Annotated in this window: 21 protein-coding genes and 1 tRNA gene; 7 read left to right on the plus strand and 15 right to left on the minus strand. The window is 67.4% G+C overall.

The window, feature by feature from the left end; translation table 11 throughout:
• Position 1: 1 nt before the first annotated feature.
• The 6 genes from D474_RS0113935 to D474_RS31800 all read right to left on the minus strand — a co-directional run bounded on the left by D474_RS0113935 (position 2) and on the right by D474_RS31800 (position 2,404).
• A complete protein-coding gene (locus D474_RS0113935) occupies positions 2 to 970 on the minus strand; it encodes a hypothetical protein (protein ID WP_017614171.1) in 969 nt (322 codons plus the stop codon).
• Positions 963 to 1,235 (minus strand): hypothetical protein, encoded by a 273-nt coding sequence (locus D474_RS32715; RefSeq protein ID WP_017614172.1) that lies wholly within the window; start codon positions 1,233 to 1,235, stop codon positions 963 to 965. Before D474_RS32715 ends, D474_RS0113935 begins: the two co-directional genes overlap by 8 nt.
• Entirely contained in the window at positions 1,232 to 1,528 is a 297-nt protein-coding gene (locus tag D474_RS0113945) for a hypothetical protein (protein ID WP_017614173.1), read from the minus strand. Before D474_RS0113945 ends, D474_RS32715 begins: the two co-directional genes overlap by 4 nt.
• Positions 1,525 to 1,887 carry a hypothetical protein gene (locus tag D474_RS0113950; protein WP_017614174.1) on the minus strand — a complete coding sequence of 121 codons (363 nt, stop codon included), beginning with the start codon at positions 1,885 to 1,887 and terminating at the stop codon, positions 1,525 to 1,527. Before D474_RS0113950 ends, D474_RS0113945 begins: the two co-directional genes overlap by 4 nt.
• An 86-nt stretch (positions 1,888 to 1,973) precedes the next feature.
• Positions 1,974 to 2,174, minus strand: a complete 201-nt coding sequence (locus D474_RS31795; RefSeq protein WP_017614175.1) for a helix-turn-helix domain-containing protein — start codon at positions 2,172 to 2,174, stop codon at positions 1,974 to 1,976.
• Positions 2,171 to 2,404: a helix-turn-helix domain-containing protein gene (locus D474_RS31800; RefSeq protein WP_161628682.1), complete on the minus strand. Its 234-nt coding sequence runs from the start codon at positions 2,402 to 2,404 to the stop codon at positions 2,171 to 2,173. Before D474_RS31800 ends, D474_RS31795 begins: the two co-directional genes overlap by 4 nt.
• Positions 2,405 to 2,671: 267 nt before the next feature.
• Here D474_RS31800 and D474_RS0113965 point away from each other — a divergent pair, with 267 nt between their 5' ends.
• From D474_RS0113965 to D474_RS0113980, 3 genes are all read left to right on the plus strand, one after another.
• On the plus strand, positions 2,672 to 3,049 hold the full coding sequence (locus tag D474_RS0113965; protein WP_161628683.1) for a helix-turn-helix domain-containing protein: 378 nt from the start codon (positions 2,672 to 2,674) through the stop codon (positions 3,047 to 3,049).
• 409 nt (positions 3,050 to 3,458) lie between these two features.
• Entirely contained in the window at positions 3,459 to 3,617 is a 159-nt protein-coding gene (locus tag D474_RS32280) for a hypothetical protein (protein WP_161628684.1), read from the plus strand.
• Positions 3,618 to 4,799 carry a tyrosine-type recombinase/integrase gene (locus D474_RS0113980; RefSeq protein ID WP_017614180.1) on the plus strand — a complete coding sequence of 394 codons (1,182 nt, stop codon included), beginning with the start codon at positions 3,618 to 3,620 and terminating at the stop codon, positions 4,797 to 4,799.
• Between the two features lie 158 nt (positions 4,800 to 4,957).
• On the opposite strand, the gene D474_RS0113985 is transcribed toward D474_RS0113980, so the two are convergent.
• The 9 genes from D474_RS0113985 to dnaA all read right to left on the minus strand — a co-directional run bounded on the left by D474_RS0113985 (position 4,958) and on the right by dnaA (position 17,990).
• Positions 4,958 to 5,034: transfer RNA gene (locus D474_RS0113985), tRNA-Ile, on the minus strand.
• A gap of 160 nt (positions 5,035 to 5,194) precedes the next feature.
• Positions 5,195 to 5,788: a DUF3566 domain-containing protein gene (locus tag D474_RS0113990; protein WP_017614181.1), complete on the minus strand. Its 594-nt coding sequence runs from the start codon at positions 5,786 to 5,788 to the stop codon at positions 5,195 to 5,197.
• A 113-nt stretch (positions 5,789 to 5,901) separates the two neighbouring features.
• Positions 5,902 to 8,457, minus strand: coding sequence for a DNA gyrase subunit A (gene gyrA, locus D474_RS0113995; protein WP_017614182.1), 2,556 nt, complete (start codon positions 8,455 to 8,457; stop codon positions 5,902 to 5,904).
• Positions 8,458 to 8,505: 48 nt separating this feature from the next.
• Positions 8,506 to 10,440 (minus strand): DNA topoisomerase (ATP-hydrolyzing) subunit B, encoded by a 1,935-nt coding sequence (gyrB, locus tag D474_RS0114000; RefSeq protein WP_083931826.1) that lies wholly within the window; start codon positions 10,438 to 10,440, stop codon positions 8,506 to 8,508.
• A gap of 472 nt (positions 10,441 to 10,912) precedes the next feature.
• Complete coding sequence (locus D474_RS33370) at positions 10,913 to 11,371, minus strand: DUF721 domain-containing protein (RefSeq protein ID WP_239647072.1); 459 nt, start codon at positions 11,369 to 11,371, stop codon at positions 10,913 to 10,915.
• A 79-nt stretch (positions 11,372 to 11,450) separates the two neighbouring features.
• On the minus strand, positions 11,451 to 12,587 hold the full coding sequence (recF, locus tag D474_RS0114010; RefSeq protein WP_017614185.1) for a DNA replication/repair protein RecF: 1,137 nt from the start codon (positions 12,585 to 12,587) through the stop codon (positions 11,451 to 11,453).
• Positions 12,588 to 12,659: 72 nt separating this feature from the next.
• Positions 12,660 to 13,646 (minus strand): phosphogluconate dehydrogenase (NAD(+)-dependent, decarboxylating), encoded by a 987-nt coding sequence (gnd, locus tag D474_RS0114015; protein ID WP_338045286.1) that lies wholly within the window; start codon positions 13,644 to 13,646, stop codon positions 12,660 to 12,662.
• Positions 13,643 to 14,782, minus strand: coding sequence for a DNA polymerase III subunit beta (gene dnaN, locus D474_RS0114020; RefSeq protein ID WP_017614187.1), 1,140 nt, complete (start codon positions 14,780 to 14,782; stop codon positions 13,643 to 13,645). The genes gnd and dnaN overlap by 4 nt, the downstream gene beginning before the upstream one ends.
• Positions 14,783 to 15,920: 1,138 nt before the next feature.
• Positions 15,921 to 17,990 carry a chromosomal replication initiator protein DnaA gene (gene dnaA / locus D474_RS0114025; protein WP_083931827.1) on the minus strand — a complete coding sequence of 690 codons (2,070 nt, stop codon included), beginning with the start codon at positions 17,988 to 17,990 and terminating at the stop codon, positions 15,921 to 15,923.
• Positions 17,991 to 18,623: 633 nt separating this feature from the next.
• On the opposite strand from dnaA, the gene rpmH reads away from it, so the two are divergent.
• The 4 genes from rpmH to yidC all read left to right on the plus strand — a co-directional run bounded on the left by rpmH (position 18,624) and on the right by yidC (position 20,642).
• Positions 18,624 to 18,767, plus strand: coding sequence for a 50S ribosomal protein L34 (gene rpmH, locus D474_RS31065; protein ID WP_083931828.1), 144 nt, complete (start codon positions 18,624 to 18,626; stop codon positions 18,765 to 18,767).
• A gap of 94 nt (positions 18,768 to 18,861) precedes the next feature.
• Entirely contained in the window at positions 18,862 to 19,335 is a 474-nt protein-coding gene (gene rnpA, locus D474_RS0114030) for a ribonuclease P protein component (RefSeq protein ID WP_017614189.1), read from the plus strand.
• Positions 19,332 to 19,688, plus strand: a complete 357-nt coding sequence (gene yidD, locus D474_RS28750) for a membrane protein insertion efficiency factor YidD (protein WP_051050977.1) — start codon at positions 19,332 to 19,334, stop codon at positions 19,686 to 19,688. The genes rnpA and yidD overlap by 4 nt, the downstream gene beginning before the upstream one ends.
• Before the next feature lie 27 nt (positions 19,689 to 19,715).
• Positions 19,716 to 20,642 carry a membrane protein insertase YidC gene (yidC, locus tag D474_RS0114040; RefSeq protein ID WP_017614191.1) on the plus strand — a complete coding sequence of 309 codons (927 nt, stop codon included), beginning with the start codon at positions 19,716 to 19,718 and terminating at the stop codon, positions 20,640 to 20,642.
• Positions 20,643 to 20,703: the final 61 nt, after the last annotated feature.

The raw sequence follows: 20,703 nt of genomic DNA on the forward strand, positions 1-20,703 counted from the left end.
GTCAAGCCGCCTTCCTGGTCTTGGTGGGTGGTGTGAGTGCGTCGCCGACGACATGCGGGGCAAGGTCGGTGTGAAAGTCGGCCACGTGCCGCACATGCCGGAAGGCGTCGAAGACGTCCCGGCCACACCGGACAGGGATCAGCCGGTATCCCTCGGGTCGCAGGTGAAGGACCACGCCGACGTCGTGCACATCGTTCGGGAACGGAACCCGGGAGCCATCCCGAAGCCATCCGAACTCGGCGTTGGCGTAGGCGGCCATCTGCACACCGGCCTCGGGGTAGACGCCCTTGACGTCGAGTTCTCCGCCGGTCTTGGTGTCACCCATCAGCAGGGCACCCCCGGCGACATACGGGCTGCGAAGCAGGTAGTCGAGGGTCCCGGCGTAGCTCTCGGAGTAGTTCGCCACGACCATTTCCGATGCCTCGAAGGTCACGGCGAACTCGTCGACGAACCGGTGAAAGTGCGTCAGGAAGGGCCGCAACTCGGGGTTGTTCTCGATCTCCTCGGGCACCGGGGCGCCGAGCACGTGCGCCTCGATCAGCGAGTGCACGGCCGACCCGAGGTCGGCGCGTTCGTCCTTCTTGCGGGTGTGGGCGCGACGCAGCCAGTCGTAAGCCTCCTCGCGCTCCTGAACGCGTCGCGATGAACGAACCAAGTACGGCAACGAGTCCAGCGCGGTCTCGGCGACAAGGTTCCCCGCCCAGTGAACGAGCGCCTCCTTCGGCGATCCTTTACCGAGGATCGTCGTCACACTGCGCAGGTATTCGCCGGTGACGTGGCACCGGTAGTAACCGGCCTTGCTGCGCCGAGGGATGCGAGCGACGCCGACGAGCGTCCCGCCACCGGTGCACGGCATGGACACGCCGTCGACCTTGGTCTTGTGTTTGCGGATCGCACCCGTCTTGGTGACAGCCTGGTCGGTGCCGCACTCCTCGCACGTGGTGCGGTCGGGAAGGTCGAGGTCAGCCACGGCCCTTTCCCTTCGTTCGTAGGTCAGCGAAGCGGTTGCAGGCTCGGCACCGCCCCGCGCTGATCAGGTCTGGTTCGCACTCTTGGCGGCACTCACTGCACACCAGGGGGTCGAGGAGGCCGAGCACAGCCAGAACCTCGCGCAGGTGGTCGGCGTCGGCTGCGCGTCCGGCGGTCACCAGCCGCGCGGCGGTCACCTGTTCCGGGCTCGGTTTCAGGACTCCGGCGGTGACCAGGCCGACCTCGCGTTGGGTCTTGTTGGTCATGGCGCTTCACCGCCGTCCGACCGGTGATGGATGCCGCGCGGGGTCCGTTGCTGGGCGCGCCCGGCGGCGTCGGTGACGGCGCGCATGATGTCCTCGGTCCCGCCCGTAGCGCGTTCCAGCGCCTCCTCGGCGAGGTCAGCGCGCTCGTGTTCGTCGGCGCACTCGACCAGAGCGGCGCGCAGTCGACGACGCAGCCGACCGACGTGCGCGGCACCTGCGACCCAGCCGAGGAAGAACGCGGCCAGGATTCCGGTGACGGCGACGATGCTCGTGATGATCTCGATCGAGGTCATGCGGCCTCACCAGCCCCGGCGCCGTGGCCCTGCTGGCAGTGAGCGCAGCAGGAGGGGCGCGCATCCACGATCGTGACGATGTGGACCAGGGACCCCTCATACAACCCGCGGATGTGCAGGTGTTCCCGTCCGGTGACGGGCTGCACGTCCACCGGACCGGCCTCAATAATGCGCTGCCACGTCTCCAAGCCGCGCCGACGCTCGGCATCAGTACCGTCGAGCAAGTGTCCGTCGAGAAGGCGAGAGTGTTCGCCGGTCTGGATCGTCCACTGAACCTCGGGCGCGTCCTCTTGGAACAGGGACACCAGCGTCATAGCGGCGCGGGCCTGGTTGAACTCGGAGGCGGTAGGCTCAGACATGGAAGGTTGACCTTTCTTCTCGGCCCTCGCGGTGTCTTGGCGGATGCGCGGGGGCTGATTCATTTCCGGGGGTTGATGGGTGCCGGTCATGCGGCATCAGCGCGGCGGATACGGCGCCGCGCGTACTCATCCAGCGAGGTCTCGGGCACGCGGGTCTTCGACCGCTTGGCACCGGGGCGCGAGATGTCGATGACGGCGAGGTCGCCACGTGCGATCAGGTCGTAGACGTGAGTCCGGCCGCACCCGAGTCGTTCGGCAGTCTGCGGGATCGTCAGGAATGAGGTCATGCAGCCGTCACCTCTTGGCGGCGCGCGTGTTCGGTGACGACCTCGAACAGGTCCTCGAACGGGCGGCCCGTGATCAGGAGGGCGGCGCTGATGATCCCGGGGGACGGGGTGGTCTTGCCGGTCACCACGCGGCCGACGGTGGTCGGGCTGACGCCCATGCGGTCGGCCTGCTCGGCGTAGGTCGGAAGGCCCACGCCCGCCATGTGGCGAGTCCATTGCGTGTTACGCACGGCAAGTGTTGCGTGGCGTGTGTGGCGACTGTCCGTTTGCATGACATGCACCGTAGCGGTGTATTGCATGTCGTGCAAACGCATAACGCCATATGAACAGGGCTTTTTTGAGGGAACCAGTCCCTTGCAGTGCACGCCACGCACGCGCATTCGTGTTAGGATCGACCAGCGCACAAGGGAATGCGTGCCATGCAACTACGTGGTAGCGTGCACGCCATGCACGCTCAATACTGGGATCGCGGGGCGGTCAGTCGACTCACTAACGAGTTGATCGACGAGACCGGCCTTCCCCGTACCGATCTCGCGTCCCTGGCGGGCGTAGCACCAAGCCAGATCTCCCGATGGTCATCCGGACGCACTCGCCCCGGCCAGGCCAGGCTCGAACAACTTCGCGCGAGCTTGGCCGACCGCCTCGGCGGAGAACCCGCCGATCGGGTCGATCGGACCATGGTCGCCCTCACCCGGGCGGCCGGCTACCCGGTCGATGACCAGAGGGTGACTGAAGACCCCGACGAGCAGAACATCCGGGCGCTCGGGCTCCCCCCCGCCGAGACCGAGATTCTTCTGTCCCTGCGCAGGTCACAGCGTCAACAACTCGCGGACCTCGCCGAAGACCTACGCAGGAGGAACGAGAAACGAGACTGAGACGAAGACTCTGGGTAAACCTCCGAAATCCCCCAAGCATCCGAACTGGTGTACGAGAATTCTTGATTTGGAGGATTAACCAATGATGCGATGACCCGACCAATCGCATCCCCCGGGAGGATCATGTTTCGCCCCTCGCGCGCCCAGATCGCTACAGCAGCCGCCGCGCTCCTGTCAGGCGGCGCGTTCCTCGCCTATCGACATGTCACCCTCAAACGCCACCGTCGCGCCCTGGTCGGCGCATCGGCCGAGGCATACGTGGCCGGCGTCCGAGATACACATGCCGAGTTGGGTGATCGTCTCGGGGAGTTGATCGACGAACAGACTTAACCCCATATCGACAAGTCGGGGGCGCCACCCTGCACGGCGGCGCCCCCTGGTGATTCACAGTGGAATCGGAGAACAGCATATGAGCTGGATCGAAGTTATGCCCAACGGCGACTCACGCGCCCACTGGCGCACCGACGACGGCAAGCGCCACACCAAGCGGTTCCACTACGCCGACGACGCCGAGGCGTTGCTGGCCGACCTGAAGAACACCGTCGACCAGGACGAGGAGGGCCGCTAAATGGCGTACATCCGCAAGCTCCCCTCGGGCAAGTGGCAGGCCACCGTTCGCGGAACTGACGGCAAGAAGCACACCCGCACGGACAAGCTGAAGAAGACCGTCGAGAAGTGGGCGAACGACCAGGAAGCAGCCGTCAACGCCAACCGGTGGCAGGACCCGCGCGCCGGTCAGATAAGCGTCGAGGAGTGGCACCAGAAGTTCCTCGGCATGAGGTCTGTCGAGGCGCTGACCACCGCACAGGACGCTTCGACGTGGCGCGTACACGTGGCACCGAAGTGGTCGATGTGGCTTCTGAACGCGGTCGACGTCGAGGCCGTCAAGGCTTGGCGGGTCGAGATGGACGCTGCCGGAGTTGGCCCGCATGCCCAGACCAAGGCCCTGAACTACTTGAGTGCGATGTTGTCGGCCGCGGTGCCGAAGCGGATCGCTCACAACCCGGTCCACGAGGTCGACCGACCCCAGGCCCCACTCAAGACGCCGTTCTACTGGAACCTCGAAGAGCGCGCGGCGATCCTGCGCGTGATCGACGAGCGGTACCGCGTCGGATTCGACTTGGCCTTGCACGTCGGGTTGCGGCCGGGAGAGCTGTACGGGATGCCAGCCTCGGCGGTGAACTGGGCGCGGGGCCTGATCCACATCACGCAGGTATGGACCCGGAAGGGCATCAAGAAGTACCCGAAGACCAAGAAGTCCTACCGCACGGTGCCGATCCCCGACCACCTCATGGACCCGATGCGCGAGATCCTGTCACAGTTCGAGGAGCCCGACGAGGACACGCCGTTGTTCCCGGCGCCGGGCGGTGGCTGGCTGGACGACCGGCATTTCCAGCGCCGCATCCTCGATCCCGCCCTGGCCGAGGCCAGGCTGTGCGGGAGTCCGGCCGCCGGCCCCGAAGAGAAGCACCGGCGGTGCTGGGACGGCGGGTGCGACAGCAGGCGTCACCGCGTGCGCAAGGGCTCGCCCAACGATGCGAGGCACACGGCCGCAAGCCAGCTCGTCATTGACGGGGCGTCCTTGTACAAAGTGCAGAAGCTTCTCGGGCACGAGTCACCGCTGACGACCCAGCGGTACGCACACCTACAGCCCGACGAGTACGACGACTTCCGGGATGTCTGGCGCGACTCGACGAAGGACGAGACGCACGGGGACGTGTCCGAGAGCGCGGGGCACAGCTCGTCGTGACGCGCGGTCGATTCGGACGATGTTCGAGTTCGGCGTGGCGCACGACTTGGCGCACGTCCTGGCGCACGGGCGACGATCTGGCCGACGCTCGGGTTTGGCCCTGGCGCACGTGTGGCGCATGAGCATGAAAAAAGACCCCCCGCAGGGAGTCTTTTCGCTGGTGGGCGTACCAGGACTTGAACCTGGGGCCTCATCCTTATCAGGGATGCGCTCTAACCGACTGAGCTATACGCCCGCGTTCCGAGTGGAACTCTACCGCATCCGGACGACCGGAGCGAACCGGAAACCGGAGTGGGAGGTGGAGGGACACGGGGGCCGCGCCCTTCTCCACCTCCCACTTTATCGCCCTTCGGGAGTGCTCGGACCATGCCGTGGCCGAACCCCTCCGGCGTCGGCTACTCGGCCTCGGAGAGGGTGATGTCGACGCCACCGACCAGGTCAGCGACCAGGTTGTACAGCATGGCGCCCACCGTGGACAGGGCGGTGAGCAGCACGATGTTGAGCGCGCCGACGACACCCGTGTAACCGAGGACCCGGCCGGGGGAGAACCACGCGGCAGGGTTCAGCCCGAGCTCGTCCTCGCCCCCGTCGCCCTCCAGCAGCGCCGTGATCATCGCAGTGAGCTCGTCGAAGACGCCGAGCACCGACAGCGTCGCGTAGATGACGGCGACGGCGACGAACAGGATGATGAAGCAGACCAGCGAGACGACGAAGCTGAACTTCATCACCGACCACGGCTCCACCCGGGAGACCGTCAGGTGCGCCTTGCGACTGGACATCGTCGCCTTCACCGCGGTGGGGCCCTCCGGGACCGAGGAGGCGTCGGCCGCAGCAGTGTCACCGCTCTCCCCGATACCGGCCGAGGACCCGGCATCGGAGGTGGTGGCCCCGGTCTCCGCGGTGGACGCGCCCGCGTCCTTCTCAACAGCCGTGTCGACACCGTCCGCGTCGGAGTCGTTCGAGGTGGAGTTCCGCTCGTTGTCAGACATAGAAACGTTACCGCTGGACTTTCGTTGAGAACGGTGGTGGCGCCGTGGTTACCCGTGGGCCCAAGGGTTCAGGGCCCACGGGAACCGAAATACATCGGGACGTACCGCGCAGTCTAGGCCTCGGGGTCCGGCGTGTCGCCGACCTCGGCCCCCTCCGTGTCGGCTTCCTCGGCCTCGGCCTCGCCCGCGGCCTCGGCGTTTCGCGCCACGGCGATGATCTTGTTGCCGTTGTCGAGGTTCATCAGGCGCACACCCATGGTGGTGCGGCCCGACTGCTTGATCTCGTCCACTCCGGTGCGGATGACCCCGCCGATGGAGGTGATCGCGAAGATCTCGTCCTCCTCGGGGTCGACCGTCATGGCCCCGACGATCTCACCGCGGGCCTCCACGACCTTGGCGGTCAGCACACCCTTGCCACCCCGGTTCTGCACCGGGTACTGGTCGGAGGGCGTGCGCTTGGCGTAACCGTTCTCTGTGGTGACCAGGATGTCGGTTGCACCGTCCCCGGGGCGGATCACATCCATGGACAGCAGGTGGCCGCCCTCGAGGAACCGCATACCGATCACACCGCTGGTCGCCCGCCCCATGGGACGCAGCGACTCGTCCGAGGCCGGGAACCTGATCGCCTGCGCGTCGCTGGAGATCAACAGCAGGTCGTCCTCCGAGAAGACCAGGCGGGCGGCGATGAGTTCGTCGCCCTCACGCAGGTTGATCGCGATGATGCCGGCCGAACGGGCGGAGTCGAAGTCGCCCAGGCGGGACTTCTTCACCAGGCCGGCGCGGGTCGCCAGCACCAGGTACGGGGCTGCCTCGTAGTCACGCAGCGCCATGATCTGCGCGATCTCCTCGTCCGGTTGGAACGGGAGCAGGTTCGCCACGTGTTGGCCGCGGGCGTCCCGTGCGGCCTCGGGCAGCTCGTAGGCCTTCATCCGGTAGACCCGCCCCTGGTTCGTGAAGCACAGGATCCAGTGGTGGGTCGTGGTGACGAAGAAGTGCTGGACGATGTCGTCCTGCTTGAGCTGGGCGCCGCGCACGCCCTTGCCGCCGCGCTTCTGGGCGCGGTAGCTGTCGACACGGGTGCGCTTGGCGTACCCACCGCGGGAGATCGTGACGACCACGTCCTCCTCGGCGATGAAGTCCTCCATGCGCATGTCTCCCTCGAAGGGGATGATGTGCGTGCGCCGCTCGTTGCCGTACTTCTCGACGATCTCGCCGAGCTCCTGCCGGATGATGGAGCGCTGACGCACATCCGACCCGAGGATGTCGTTGTAGTCGGCGATCTGGGCCATGAGGTCGTCGTACTCGGAAGTGAGCTGGTTGCGCTCCAGGGCGGCGAGCTTGCGCAGCTGCATGTCGAGGATCGCGCGCGCCTGCACGTCGTCGATGTCGAGCAGCTCCATGAGGCCCGTGCGCGCGTCGTCGGCGGACGCGCTGCCGCGGATGAGGCTGATGACCTCGTCGATGCGGTCCATGGCCCGCAGGAGCGCACGCAGGATGTGGGCGCGCTCCTCGGCCTTGCGCAACAGGTACTGCGTTCGGCGGACGATGACCTCGACCTGGTGCTTGACCCAGTGGCGGATCATCTGGTCCAGGCGCAGGGTGCGCGGGACACCGTCGACCAGCGCGAGCATGTTCGCGCCGAAGGTCTCCTGCAGCTGCGTGTGCTTGTACAGGTTGTTGAGCACGACCTTGGCGACCGCGTCGCGCTTGAGCACCACGACCAGGCGCTGTCCGGTGCGGCCGCTGCTCTCGTCCCGCACGTCGGCGATGCCGCTGATCTTGCCTTCCTTGACGAGGTCGGCGATCTTCAGCGCCAGGTTGTCCGGGTTGACCTGGTAGGGCAGCTCGGTGACGACCAGGATCTGGCGCCCGCGACTGTCCTCCTCGACCTCGACGACCGCCCGCATGGTGATGGAGCCACGCCCGGTGCGGTAGGCCTCCTCGATCCCGCGGCGGCCCACGATGAGGCCGCGGGTGGGGAAGTCGGGGCCCTTGACGCGTGCGATGAGGGCCTCGAGGAGCTCCTCGTCGTCGGTCTCCGGGTTGTCGAGGTACCAGTTGACGCCCTCGGCGACCTCGCGCAGGTTGTGCGGCGGAATGTTGGTCGCCATCCCGACGGCGATGCCCGAGGAGCCGTTGACCAACAGGTTCGGGAAGCGGGACGGGAGCACGACGGGCTCCTGGGAGCGGCCGTCGTAGTTGGGCCGGAAATCGACGGTCTCCTTGTCGATGTCCCGGAGCATCTCCATCGCCAGCGGCGCGAGCTTGGACTCGGTGTAACGCATCGCGGCGGCCGGGTCGTTGCCGGGCGACCCGAAGTTGCCGTTGGGGTCGACCAGGGGCATGCGCATCGACCACCACTGGGCCAGGCGGACCAGGGTGTCGTAGATGGCGCTGTCGCCGTGCGGGTGGTAGTTGCCCATGACGTCGCCGACGACGCGGGCGCACTTGAAGTACCCGCGGTCGGGTCGGTACCCGCCGTCGTACATGGCGTAGAGCACGCGCTGATGGACCGGCTTGAGGCCGTCACGCACATCGGGCAGGGCACGGCCGACGATGACCGACATCGCATAGTCGAGGTAGCTGCGCTGCATCTCGACCTGGATGTCGACGGGTTCGATCCGGTCGTGCTCGCCCGTGGGGGCGTCCGGGTTGTTCGCATCCGCCACGGATGTCGATCCCTTCTTCGAGGAGTCGTGGAGCTGGGTTCCGCCGGGTCAGATGTCCAGGAAGCGGACGTCCTTGGCGTTGCGCTGGATGAAAGAGCGCCGGGACTCGACGTCCTCGCCCATGAGCACGCTGAACATCTCGTCGGCCTGAGCGGCATCGTCCAGGCTGACCTGGGCCAGAACCCGCCGTGCCGGGTCCATCGTGGTGTCCCACAGCTCGTTGGCGTTCATCTCGCCGAGGCCCTTGAACCGCTGGACCAGGTCGCGTGGGCGCGGGTCCCGCTTGCCCTGCGCGACACCGGCCTCGACGAGGCGGTCGCGCCCGGCGTCGGAGAACGCGTAGTCGGAGTCGGAGCCGCGCTGGTCCCACTTGATCTTGTAGAGGGGCGGCATGGCCAGGTAGACGTTGCCGGCCTCGACCAAGGGCTTCATGAAGCGGAACAGAAGGGTGAGCAGCAGGGTACGGATGTGCTGGCCGTCGACGTCGGCGTCGGCCATGAGGATGATCTTGTGGTAACGCAGCTTGCTCGCGTCGAAGTCCTCGTGAATCCCGGTCCCCAGGGCGGTGATGATCGCCTGGACCTCGTTGTTCTTGAGGATGCGGTCGATGCGCGACTTCTCGACGTTGAGGATCTTGCCGCGGATCGGCAGGATCGCCTGGTGGTGCGGGTCGCGTCCGCCCTTGGCGGAGCCGCCCGCCGAGTCACCCTCGACGATGTAGACCTCGCACTCCTCCGGGTTGGTGGACTGGCAGTCCGACAGCTTGCCCGGAAGGGACGTGGTCTCGAGGAGGGTCTTGCGGCGGGTGAGGTCGCGCGCCTGGCGAGCGGCCACGCGGGCACGGGCGGCCTGGCTGGCCTTGGACACGATGTCCTTGGCCTCGCCGGGGTTGCGCTCGAGCCAGTCGCGCAGGTGCTCGTTGGTGACCTTCTGGACGAAGGACTTGGCCTCCGTGTTGCCGAGCTTGGTCTTGGTCTGCCCCTCGAACTGCGGGTCGGCCAACTTGACCGAGATGATCGCGGTCAGACCCTCGCGGATGTCGTCGCCCGTGAGGTTGTCGTCCTTCTCGCGCAGCAGCTTCTGGTCGCGCGCGTACCGGTTGATCAGCGCGGTGAGCGCTGTGCGGAACCCTTCCTCGTGTGTGCCGCCCTCCGCCGTGTTGATGGTGTTGGCGAAGGTGTGCACCGACGAGGTGTAGGACTGGTTCCACTGCATGGCGATCTCGACCGAGATGCCGTCGCCTTCTTCCTCGAAGGAGATGATCGACGCGTGCGCCGGCTCCTTCTTGGAGTTGATGTAGTCGACATAGTCCGAGAGGCCGTTCTCGTAGTGGTACGTGTTGACCACTGGACCGTCGTCCACGAACTCGGGGCGCTCGTCGCGGATCGAGATGGACAGCCCCTTGTTGAGGAAGGCCATCTCCTGCATCCGGCGGGAGAGCGTCTCGTAGGAGAACGTGGTCGTTTCGAAGATGCCCTCGTCGGGCCAGAAGGTGATCTGCGTCCCGGTGCGTGTGGCTTCCTCACCGCGGACGAGGTCTCCGGGGCGCGTCAGCTCGTAGTGCTGGCGCCAGATGTAGCCGTCACGGTGGATCTCCACCTCGAGAGACGAGGAGAGCGCATTGACGACGGAGACACCCACACCGTGCAGACCGCCGGAGACGGCGTAGGACTTGTCGTCGAACTTGCCGCCTGCGTGCAGCGTCGTGAGGACGAGTTCGACCGCGGGTCGTTTCTCCACGGGGTGGAGGTCGGTGGGGATGCCTCGGCCGTTGTCGGCGACGCGTACGCCGCCGTCGGCGAGCAGCGTCACCTCGATGGCGTCGGCGTGGCCCGCCATCGCCTCGTCGACGGAGTTGTCGACCACCTCGTAGACCAGGTGGTGCAGGCCCCGCTCTCCGGTGGAACCGATGTACATCCCGGGGCGCTTGCGTACTGCCTCAAGCCCCTCGAGGACAGTGATTGATCGAGCGTCGTAGGCCAAGTGGGAACACCCTCCTGCTGGGGACACCCGTCCACCGGTACGGAGGGGGCGACGGGTGGGTCCGAGGCAGGGCTGCCCGCAGGAACCGACTCACCTCGGAACCCGGGGATCAGCGCTCACCGTGCGGGCCGTCCGCCCACCCTCTGCTTGGGGCGTGGTACCGGCTTGGGGGCGTCTGAAGAACCGACTCCATGATACCTCGCGTGGTGCGACAAAGTGGCATTGGCGGCCCTGTGCCGCCTCACAACGAATTTTCAGCGAGGGACGCGAGTCCCCTCACGCGGAACGGGCTCTCCGAGAGCCGGTGACGCCTTCAGCGGCCTTACGGGCACATGTGACCGGAGCCACTCTTTCGGATCCGGCCCCCGAATGCTCCCCGAAGGCCCGCGCACCCTGGAAGAACCGCCAGAACACCGCTGTGACCTGCTGAAACGGCGGAACGCGACAGAAGGTGCGTCCTGCGCCACAGGGGTCAACGTCGGCGGGAGCCGGGTCCCCGGACCTTGATGGCCAGGACCGTACCGTCGCCCAGCTCCTCGTTCAGCTTCTTCATCAAGGGCCGAACCATCGTTCGTGCCTGGGCCGCCATGGTCGGCGAATCGGCAACGACGACCAGTTCACCGTCCGAAAAACTCTCAGGCTGGAGCCGGCTGGCGTTGAACTCACCCACGATGTCGGACCACCGCCCGAAGACACCTCCGATGGCCACCTGCTCCTGCCATCCGTGTTCGATCAGCCACGTACGGACCGCATCACCGAACATCTGTGGCTCGTCCCGTGACCGCAATCGGCCACGGCGGCGATGGCGCCGGGGCGCACGGGTGTCACCACCGCGCTCGCGCGCCTGGGCGCGGGCCCGCGCAAGGGCCTGCCGGGCCAGGTCGGCACCGGAGGCCTGAGACGCCTCGCCCGCGGGTGAGGAGGCGTCCACAGACTGTGGACGTTCCTGCCCCGCCCCCGATCCGGACCCCTGGAGACCGCCAGGGCCGTCCACAGGCTGTGGAAGGAACTCATTCATTGCCGACGCCCCCGTAGCGGACCACGAAACGGGCTCCGTCGAGCTCCTTGGGGATGTCGTCCTCGACCGCGGCTGTCACCAGCACCTGCTCGGCGTCGCGCACACGCTCGGCCAGCCTGCGGCGGCGTTCGGCGTCCAGCTCGGCGAAGACATCGTCCAGGATCAGCACCGGATCATCGCTCTCTGCGCGCAGCAACCCGAAGGCCGACAGCTTCAGCGACAGAGCGAACGACCAGGACTCACCCTGGCTGGCATATCCCTTCGCCGGCAGGTCGCCCAGGCTGAGAACCAGGTCGTCGCGGTGCGGTCCCACCAGGCTGACCCCGCGCTGCAGTTCGCGGTCGCGTGCTTCGGCCATCGCCGACCGCAGCGCCGCCGTGAGTGCCTCACGGTCGGGAACGGGTTCCGGCGCGTCCGGGTCGACGGAGGAACGGTAGGCGAGTTGCGCGGGGCCCCCGGAGTCGGTGAGCCCGGCGTAGGCCTCCTCGACCAGGGGGCGCAGGTCCTCCACCAGGGACAGGCGGGCCGCGAGAAGCTCGGCCCCGGTCTCAGCGAGGTGGGAGTCCCACACCTCGAGGGTGCTCAGATCCGGGGGTGCGCTCGTGCGGGAGAGCATGCGACCCGAAGCGGATTTCAGCAGGGCGTTGCGCTGCTTCAAGACCCGCTCGTAGTCGGATCGCACCCCCGCCAAGCGCGGGGCGCGCGAGACCAGGAGGTCGTCGAGGAAGCGTCTGCGTTCACCGGGGTCCCCCTTGACCAACGAGAGGTCCTCGGGGGCGAACAGGACGGTGCGCAGCGCTCCGAGCACCTCACGCGGGCGCTGGGCGGGGGACTGGTTGATGCGGGCCCTGTTGGCCTTGCCCGGGTTGAGCTCCAGGTCCACGACCATCGATCGCTCGTCCCGCACGATCTTGGTGCGGATGATCGCCCGGGGCGCGCCGTGGCGAACGAGCGGGGTGTCGGACGAGACCCGGTGACTGCTGAGGGTCGCCACGTAACCGAGTGCCTCGACCAGGTTGGTCTTTCCCTGGCCGTTGGCGCCGACGAACACGGTGATCCCCGGCGAGAGTTCCAGGAGGGCCTCGCCGTAGGACCGGAAGTCGGCCAGTTGCAGGTGGGAGACGTACATCCGGCCTTCCTCCTCGGGGGCGGCATGAGAACGGGGGCGGGGCGGTCACGGACGTCGCCCCGACCGGACGGCTCAGGCGGAGGGGGTGTCCTCGGCGGAACTGGTGACGGCGTGGCCGCCGAACTGGTTGCGCAGGGCGGCGACGACCTTCATGGCCGGGCTGTCGTCCTGGCGGGAGGCGAAGCGGGCGAAGAGTGCGGCGGTGATGGCCGGCGCCGGAACCGCGTGGTCGACCGCGGCCTGGACGGTCCAGCGGCCCTCGCCGGAATCCTGGGCGTACCCGCGCAGCTCGGCCAGCTCGGGGTCCTCCTCCAGCGCACGCGAGAGCAGGTCCAGCAACCAGGAGCGCACGACAGTGCCCTCACGCCAGCTCTCGAACGTGCCGGGGATGTCGTCCACGATGCCGGAGGCGGCCATGAGCTCGAACCCCTCGGCGAAGGACTGCATCATGCCGTACTCGATGCCGTTGTGGACCATCTTGACGAAATGGCCGGCACCGACGGCGCCCGCGTGCACGAAACCGCCGCCGTCGTCGGGGGTGAGGGACTCGAAGACCGGACGGGCCGTCTCCACGTGCTCGGCATCGCCACCGACCATGATCCCGTAGCCGTTCTGGCGTCCCCAGACACCACCGCTGACGCCGGCGTCGAGGTACCCGATGCCCTTGGCTGCGAGCGCATCGGCGCGGGTGCGGTCGTCGACGTAGTGGGTGTTGCCGCCCTCGATGACGAGGTCGCCCTCACCGAGCAGCTCACCGAGTTCAGAGACGGTCCCCGACGTGGCGTCCCCGGCAGGGACCATCACCCACACCACACGCGGGGCCTCCAGGCGGGCGACCAGGGCCGCCAGGCTGTCGACGTCGCGCTGGTCGGAGGTGACGTCGTAGCCGACGACCTCGTGGCCCTTCTCACGAAGGCGCGCGGCCATGTTGCCGCCCATCTTGCCCAGGCCGATCATTCCGAGTCGCATGGGTCCTCCCCTTGATCCCCAGCTGTGGACACGTGCGGACCAGCCGACCGCCGCGACAGGCGGGCGGGGGGGTGNACGGCCGCGGATCAGTTGGACAGGCGCACCGGCATGATCAGGTACCGGTACTCGGGGGCGGCGCCCTCCTCCACGGGCTTGCCGGTGAGGATCGCGGGCTTGGTCGAGGTGGTGAAGTTGAGCCGCGCCACGTCGCCGCCGATCGCCCCGAGGCCGTCCAGCAGGAAGCCGGAATTGAATGCGATCTGGATGTCGTCGCCCTCGAGCTCGGCCTCCAGTGTCTCCACGGCCTGGGCGTCCTCGCCGGTGCCGGCCTCGAGGGTCAGCGTGCCCTCCGAGAAGGCCAGGCGGAGCGGGGTGTTGCGCTCGGCGACCAGTGAGACGCGTTTGACGGCCTCGACGAATTCGGCGCGATTGATCTCGGCGACCGAGTTGAAGCTGTCAGGAAGAAGAGCCCGGTACTTCGGGAATTCGCCGTCGAGGAGCCGGGTCGTGGTGCGTCGGCCGCCGCCTTCGAAGCCGATCATGCCGTCACCGGTGTCTCCGCTGGCGAGCGCGACCGAGATCTCGGCGCCCGAGGTGAGCGACTTGGCGGTGTCGGCGAGGGTCTTGGCCGGGACCAGCGCGACAGCGGACAGCTCCGGGTTCTCCGGCTTCCAGGTCAGCTCACGCACCGCCAGGCGGTAGCGGTCGGTGGAGGCCAGCGTGATGGTCTCGCCCTCGATCTCGACGCGCACACCGGTGAGCATCGGCAGGGTGTCGTCGCGGCCGGCCGCGACGGCGACCTGGCCGACGGCGGCGGCGAACGCGTCACTGCCGACGGTCCCGCTCGGACCGGGCATCTCCGGGAGCGTGGGGTACTCATCGACCGACATCGTGTTGATGGTGAACTTCGCGCTGCCGCAGGTGACCAGTGCTTTGGCGCCGTCGGTGGAGATCTCCACAGTCTGTGGAGGAAGGTTCCGGGTGATCTCGGAGAGGAGCTTGCCGGGAACCAGGACACGGCCGGGCTCCTCGACATCGACATCGATCACCGACTGCGTGGAGACCTCGTAGTCGAAACCGGACAGCCGCACGCGCTGGGCACCCCCGGTGTCATCGGTCTCGAGCAGGATGCCGACGAGCACCGGGACCGAGGGGCGCGTCGGGAGAGTGCGCGCGGTCCAGGCAACTGCGTCGGCCAGTACGTCGCGTTCGACCCGGAACTTCACTTGTCCGACTCACTTTCCGCACGACCGACGGCGTCGGTCGAAGCCTTCACGTTGGCAGCTCGTGGTGTCTGTGGGGGTGGCCGGGTCCTGCGCGTCGCCGGTGGGTGTCCACAGCGTGTGGACCACCGGGGGAGTCACCCGGTCCCCGTCGGGGTCGCCGCACCTGAGGGCGGGACGGGACAGGGGCGAGACCACACGTTACCCGGATTCACCCGCTGCCGCTGACGACACCACACCTCGCCGCGCTCACTGCCGTGGCAGCAGGTTGTCCACAGATTCGCAGCGAAGCTGTTTTGACGCCACATCTGGGTTACTCAAGGTGCGCAGTAGTAGTAGGGCCTGTGGACAGTGTGGATAACCATTGTCTTTGCAGGTCAGAGACGGAATTTTTGTCCACAGGGCTTGTGGGTGAAGCTGTGGGAAACTCCGGGTCACTGTGGATGAACGAGTGGGCCCACAGCTTGTCCACACGGCATCCACAGCTCCGTCCACAGGTTTTCCCCAGGTTGTCCACACCAGGCGGAGATCCTGTGATCGGATGATGGGCGAAGCTTGTCCACAGCTGAACCCCGGTTACCCACAGACTCCGAGCGCTTGTCCACAGCTTTTCCACAGTGTTGTCCACAGAAATCGCCCCTCGCCTGTGGATAACTGAGCCCAGATCGCTGAAAATTTTTTTTCGAGCACCCTGACGTACCACCCGAACCGGTACAAAGATGCTGTGCACAGCGTTTTCCACAGGCGCCCTGCAGAACGTGGACATCCGCCGTTGACACGGTCGTCCGGCATCTGCCCCCCGGGGTGTGGATCAACCGCCGGAACCCCGTGAAGGACAGGGTGTTCGGTGCCTGACGGGCAGGAAGGGGCAGGTCGGTGGCGGTATCTCGCACAACGGTCACGGAGGCGCCGATCCGCACACAAGCCTGTGGATAACTTGCTCGGTGTGGTGGACGGACCGCTCCGGGCCGATGCCGAACGCACAGTCTGTGGACCTGTGGGCGCAGGCCGTGTCGACACAGGGACAGGTCGACCCGTGGACACGTCGCCGAGTGGACAGGTCGTTGCGTCGATGTCCTGGCACAGAGCGGGAGGGCCGACCGCGCGTCGGCCCTCCCGCTCTGTGCCAGGGACGGGCGGGTCAGTGCAGCGAGGGCTGGTCCTTGATGCGGCTGGTGAGCTCGTGCACCTGGTTGTAGATGGACCGACGCTCGGCCATGAGGGCGCGCACCTTGCGGTCGGCGTGCATCACCGTGGTGTGGTCGCGGCCTCCGAACTGCTGCCCGATCTTGGGCAGTGACAGCTCGGTGAGCTCCCGGCAGAGGTACATGGCGATCTGGCGGGCCGTCACGAGCACACGCGAACGGGAGGTCCCGCACAGGTCGTCGACGGTCAGCCCGAAGTAGGCAGCCGTCTGCGACATGATCGTGCCGGTCGTGATCTCGGGAACCTCGTCGCTGGGGACCAGGTCGCGCAGCACTTGTCCCGTCAGTTCCAGGTCCACCGACTGCCGGTTGAGGCTGGCGAAGGCGGTGACGCGGATCAGCGCGCCCTCCAGCTCACGGATGTTCGTGGAGATCTTGCTCGCGATGAACTCCAGGACCTCCGGCGGCGCGGCCAGACCCTCCTGCGCCGCCTTCTTGCGCAGGATTGCGATACGGGTCTCCAGCTCCGGCGGCTGCACGTCCGTGAGCAGGCCCCACTCGAACCGGCTGCGCATCCGGTCCTCCAACGTGGTCAGCTGCTTGGGCGGCCGGTCACTGGAGATGACGATCTGCTTGTCGGAGTTGTGGAGCGTGTTGAAGGTGTGGAAGAACTCCTCCTGCGTCTGCTCCTTGTTCTCGAGGAACTGGATGTCGTCCACCAGGAGCACATCGATGTCCCGGTACCGGCGGCGGAACCCGTCCGCCTTCCCGTCCCGGATCGAGTTGATGAACTCGTTGGTGAACTCCTCGGAGCTGACGTAACGCACCCGGGAGCCCTCGTAGAGGCGGTGCGTGTAGTGCCCGATGGCGTGCAGGAGGTGGGTCTTGCCCAGGCCGGAACCGCCGTGGATGAACAGCGGGTTGTAGGCCTTGGCCGGCGCCTCCGCGGCCGCGACCGAAGCAGCGTGCGCAAAGCGGTTGCTCGATCCGATGACGAACGTGTCGAAGGTGTACTTCGGGTTCAGGCGCGCGTGCTCGCTGGGTGGAGCCTCTTGCGACCGGCCGGGCGGGGCACCGGGGGACTCGGGCGCCTTGCCCCGGTCGGACGGGCCCTGTCCCTCGGGCGCAGCGGACACGGGTGCGTCCTCGGCCGGGGGAGCCGGCGGTGTCTCCCAGCGGTTGGGCGCGTCCCACTCGGGTGCGGGCACCTGCTCCTCCGACTGCGGTGCCCACCCGCCCGGCTCCGGCCGGGACGCAGGTGCGGGCGAAGGCCGGGGTTCGGGCTGCGGGGCCGGGGAAGGACCGTGCGTCGGCCAGGCGGTGTCCTCTCCCTGGGGGCCGGCGCCCGGCAGTTCCTCCTGGGAGTACTGCTGCGGGGCGGAGTGCGGGGCGGCGTGCGTCCCATGCGGCTCCCACCCCTGGGGCTCGGGTTGCAGCAGGTCGGCCTGCCCGTGCTGGTGTGCCGCGGGCCGGGCGTGCTTGCTCTCCCAGTGCTGTTCGGGGGCGCTGTGGTAACGGTCCTCCGGCGCCTGGGACGGCGCCTGCGGCTGCGGCTCGCCCGTCGGGGCGTGCTGCGACCCCTGCACCTCGGGTCCGTGGGCGGCCGGGGCCTCCGAGTACGGCGACGGGGCCGGATCCTGCGGGGCAGGGGAGGGCGGCGGCTGCACGGACTGGGGGGCCTGCGGGGTCGGCGGTGGTGTGGGGACCGCGGTGGGGTCGACCGTCACCGCCACACGAATGTCCCTGCCCAGATGTCCGGACAGAGCCTTGCTGATGGCCGGGTAGAGCCGGGTCTCGAGCACCTTCTTGGTGAACTCGTTCGGTGCGGCGATGAGCGCCGTGTCCTCGATCAGGCCGAGCGGACGGGTCTGCGGCAGCCAGGCGCGCTGGTGTGCGGGCAGGGCGTCGTTGTCGATCCCGTCCAGCACGCTGGACCAGACCATTGCGAGGTTGACCTGTGCATCAGCCAAGGTGACCTGCCATGGGTGCTGTCCCCCTTCGGTGCGGATCTGTTCGGGCGTTCGTGCGCTCGTGTGCGCTGCTCCGGTGCGGGCGCGACTCTCCATTGTCCTCCCACGGAGGGGGTCGACGGGACGCTTCGGGCGCCCCTGAACGGGATCCCTGCCTGTGGACAACTTCACGGAGCCGGTGGGGCACCCCTGTGGGTTACTGGTGAGTATCCACAGTCGAACCCCCCTGTCCACAAGTTGTGCACAGGTTTGTCCACAGGGTCTCAGGCGGGTGGGTATGGCGCAGGGTTTTCCACAATTGCCAGGTCAGCGCATGTGTGCAACGGCCTTGAGGAGGTTGTGCACAAGCGGGGCCCCACGGGAGGGAAGTTATCCACAGGCTGAGGTTATCCACAGGACGCCGGGGGTGTGGAAGTCTCACACGCTGTGGACAACTGGGTGTCCACAGGTTTCCAGGGATGCCGCCCGGCTGCCCCGGGCGGGCGCCCCGCGCGGGAGAGACCAGGCCGCCTCGAGGCCTGGAGGTCGACCCCGGGCTGCGCCCTTGAACAGGACCGATTTGACCCCGCGCGGGCCAGCCCGTATGTTCTTTATGCTTATGCCGATGATTCTGTCTGCGCCCGTGTGCTCAGCACCCGGTGACGCGTACTCGGCGCATGAGCACAGCACGACCCCGCATATCCTGGGGGTCTGTCGTATGTATTTCCTGACACGCCCCTGGAGCCTTAAGTGAGCAAGCGTACGTTTCAGCCGAACAACCGGCGTCGCGCTAAGGTCCACGGCTTCCGGCTGCGCATGCGTACGCGCGCCGGTCGCGCCGTCATCGCCTCGCGCCGTCGCAAGGGGCGCAAGGCTCTGAGCGTGAGCCACTAGGTCACGCGCGAGACCCACACTCTCGGGGACCGGTCCGGCCACTCGCCGGCCGGTCCCTTTGTCATGGGAAGACGCGGAGAGCCGGGAGGAATCCATGCTGTCGCCGAAGAACCGGATGCGCCACAGCTCCGAGTTCGGCTCCGTGATGCGAACCGGACGGCGTTCCTCCCGCGAGACCCTGGCGGTGGTCTATCTCTCACCCTCTACCGGACCTGGGGCCGGCCTCGAACCACCCCGCGTCGGCTTCGTCGTGAGCAAGGCGGTCGGGGGAGCGGTCGTCCGCAAGCGGGTCCAGCGCCGCCTCCGTCACCTGATGCGGTCTCGGCTGGGCGATCTGCCAGACGGTAGCCTTCTGGTTGTGCGTGCCAAACCCTCCTCCGCCACTGCACGGAACGAGGATCTGGCCGCGCAACTGGACAGTGCGATCGCCGCCGCGAAGCGCCCGAAGAGTGCCTCGCGGCGCCCCCGCGGCCGTGGACGGCCCCGCCCGCCCGAAGGCCCGGCGCACGGTGAAGCAGACGGGAACCGCCGCCCCGAGGCGGCCGGAGAACGGTGGGCCGGCCGATGACCGAGCACAGACCGACCGCGGTCGCGCGGGTGCTGATGCTGCCCATCCGGGGATACCAACGCTTCATCAGCCCGCTCTTCCCGCCGGTCTGTCGCTTCTACCCCTCGTGCAGCGCGTACGCCATGGAGGCTCTGCGCGTGCACGGCGCTCTCCGCGGGCTGTGGCTCGCCGTCGCACGGATCGCGCGCTGCCATCCCTTCCACCCCGGAGGCCTGGACCCCGTCCCGCCTCCCCGGGGTATTCGTACCGACCGGGCCGCCTCCGACGGCGGACCCGGGTCCGAACGGGAGCCCGCTCCCGATGACTCGGCGGACGGACCCGGTGACCCGGGAATCCGCCCCGGAGACCGCTAGCCGAACGAATCACCTAGGAGTTGGCCGGTGCTGGACTGGCTTTACAACATCGTCGGCCACGTATTGGTCTGGATCCATGCGGGTCTGACCGCCGTGGGCCTGAACCCCGAGAGCGGGTGGGCGTGGGGCCTGTCCATCGTGCTGCTCACCGTCGTCATGCGCCTGCTTCTGGTGCCGCTGTTCGTCAAACAGATGAACACGCAGCGCAAGATGCAGGAGGTCCAACCGAAGATCGCCAAGCTTCGGGAGCGCTACAAGCACGACAAGGAACGCCTGCAGCGCGAGTCCATGAAGATCTATCAGGAGAGCGGTACCAACCCGATCATGGGTTGTCTCCCGCTCCTCCTGCAGATGCCGGTCTTCTTCGCGCTGTTCAATGTGCTGCGCAACGTCGCTGAGGGCAACGCCCGGTTCGGATTCGACGAGCAGTTGGTCGAGCAGGCCCGTGAGGCCCAGATCTTCGCGGCTCCCATCGCCGCCCAGTTCAACTCCTCCGAGCAGGAGCTGGCCGCCCTTGGCGCCTCCGACCCCATCATCGCCAAGGTCGTCATCGCGATCGCGTGTGTGACCATGGGTCTGACGACCTTCCTCACCATGCGGCAGAGCATCAAGCGGAGCATGGCTCAGCAGCCTGACAACCCGATGATGCAGACGCAGAAGATCATGATGTACATGGCGCCCCTCTTCGGGCTCTTCGGCCTCATGATGCCTGTCGGTGTGCTGGTCTACTGGGTCACCTCCAACGTCTGGACCATGGGTCAGCAGCACATCCTCTACCGGAACCAGCCGGCCCCGGGTGAGGAGGAAAAGGCCAAGGACAACGGTTCGGCCAAGGGCATGCTCGGCCGCAAGAAGGGGACCGAACCCGAGCTCGAGCCGAAGGAACAGCCTAAGATCGAACGCAAGCAGCCGAAGAAGCAGCCGCGTTCCAAGCGCACGGGTGGCGGTTCCTGACGGGACCCCGACGGCCCGGCCGGAGACCGTTGTCGTGCTTCGTGTCGGCCGCGCACACAGT

It is taken from the genome of Nocardiopsis salina YIM 90010 (assembly GCF_000341025.1).
Classification (GTDB): Bacteria; Actinomycetota; Actinomycetes; order Streptosporangiales; family Streptosporangiaceae; genus Nocardiopsis; species Nocardiopsis salina.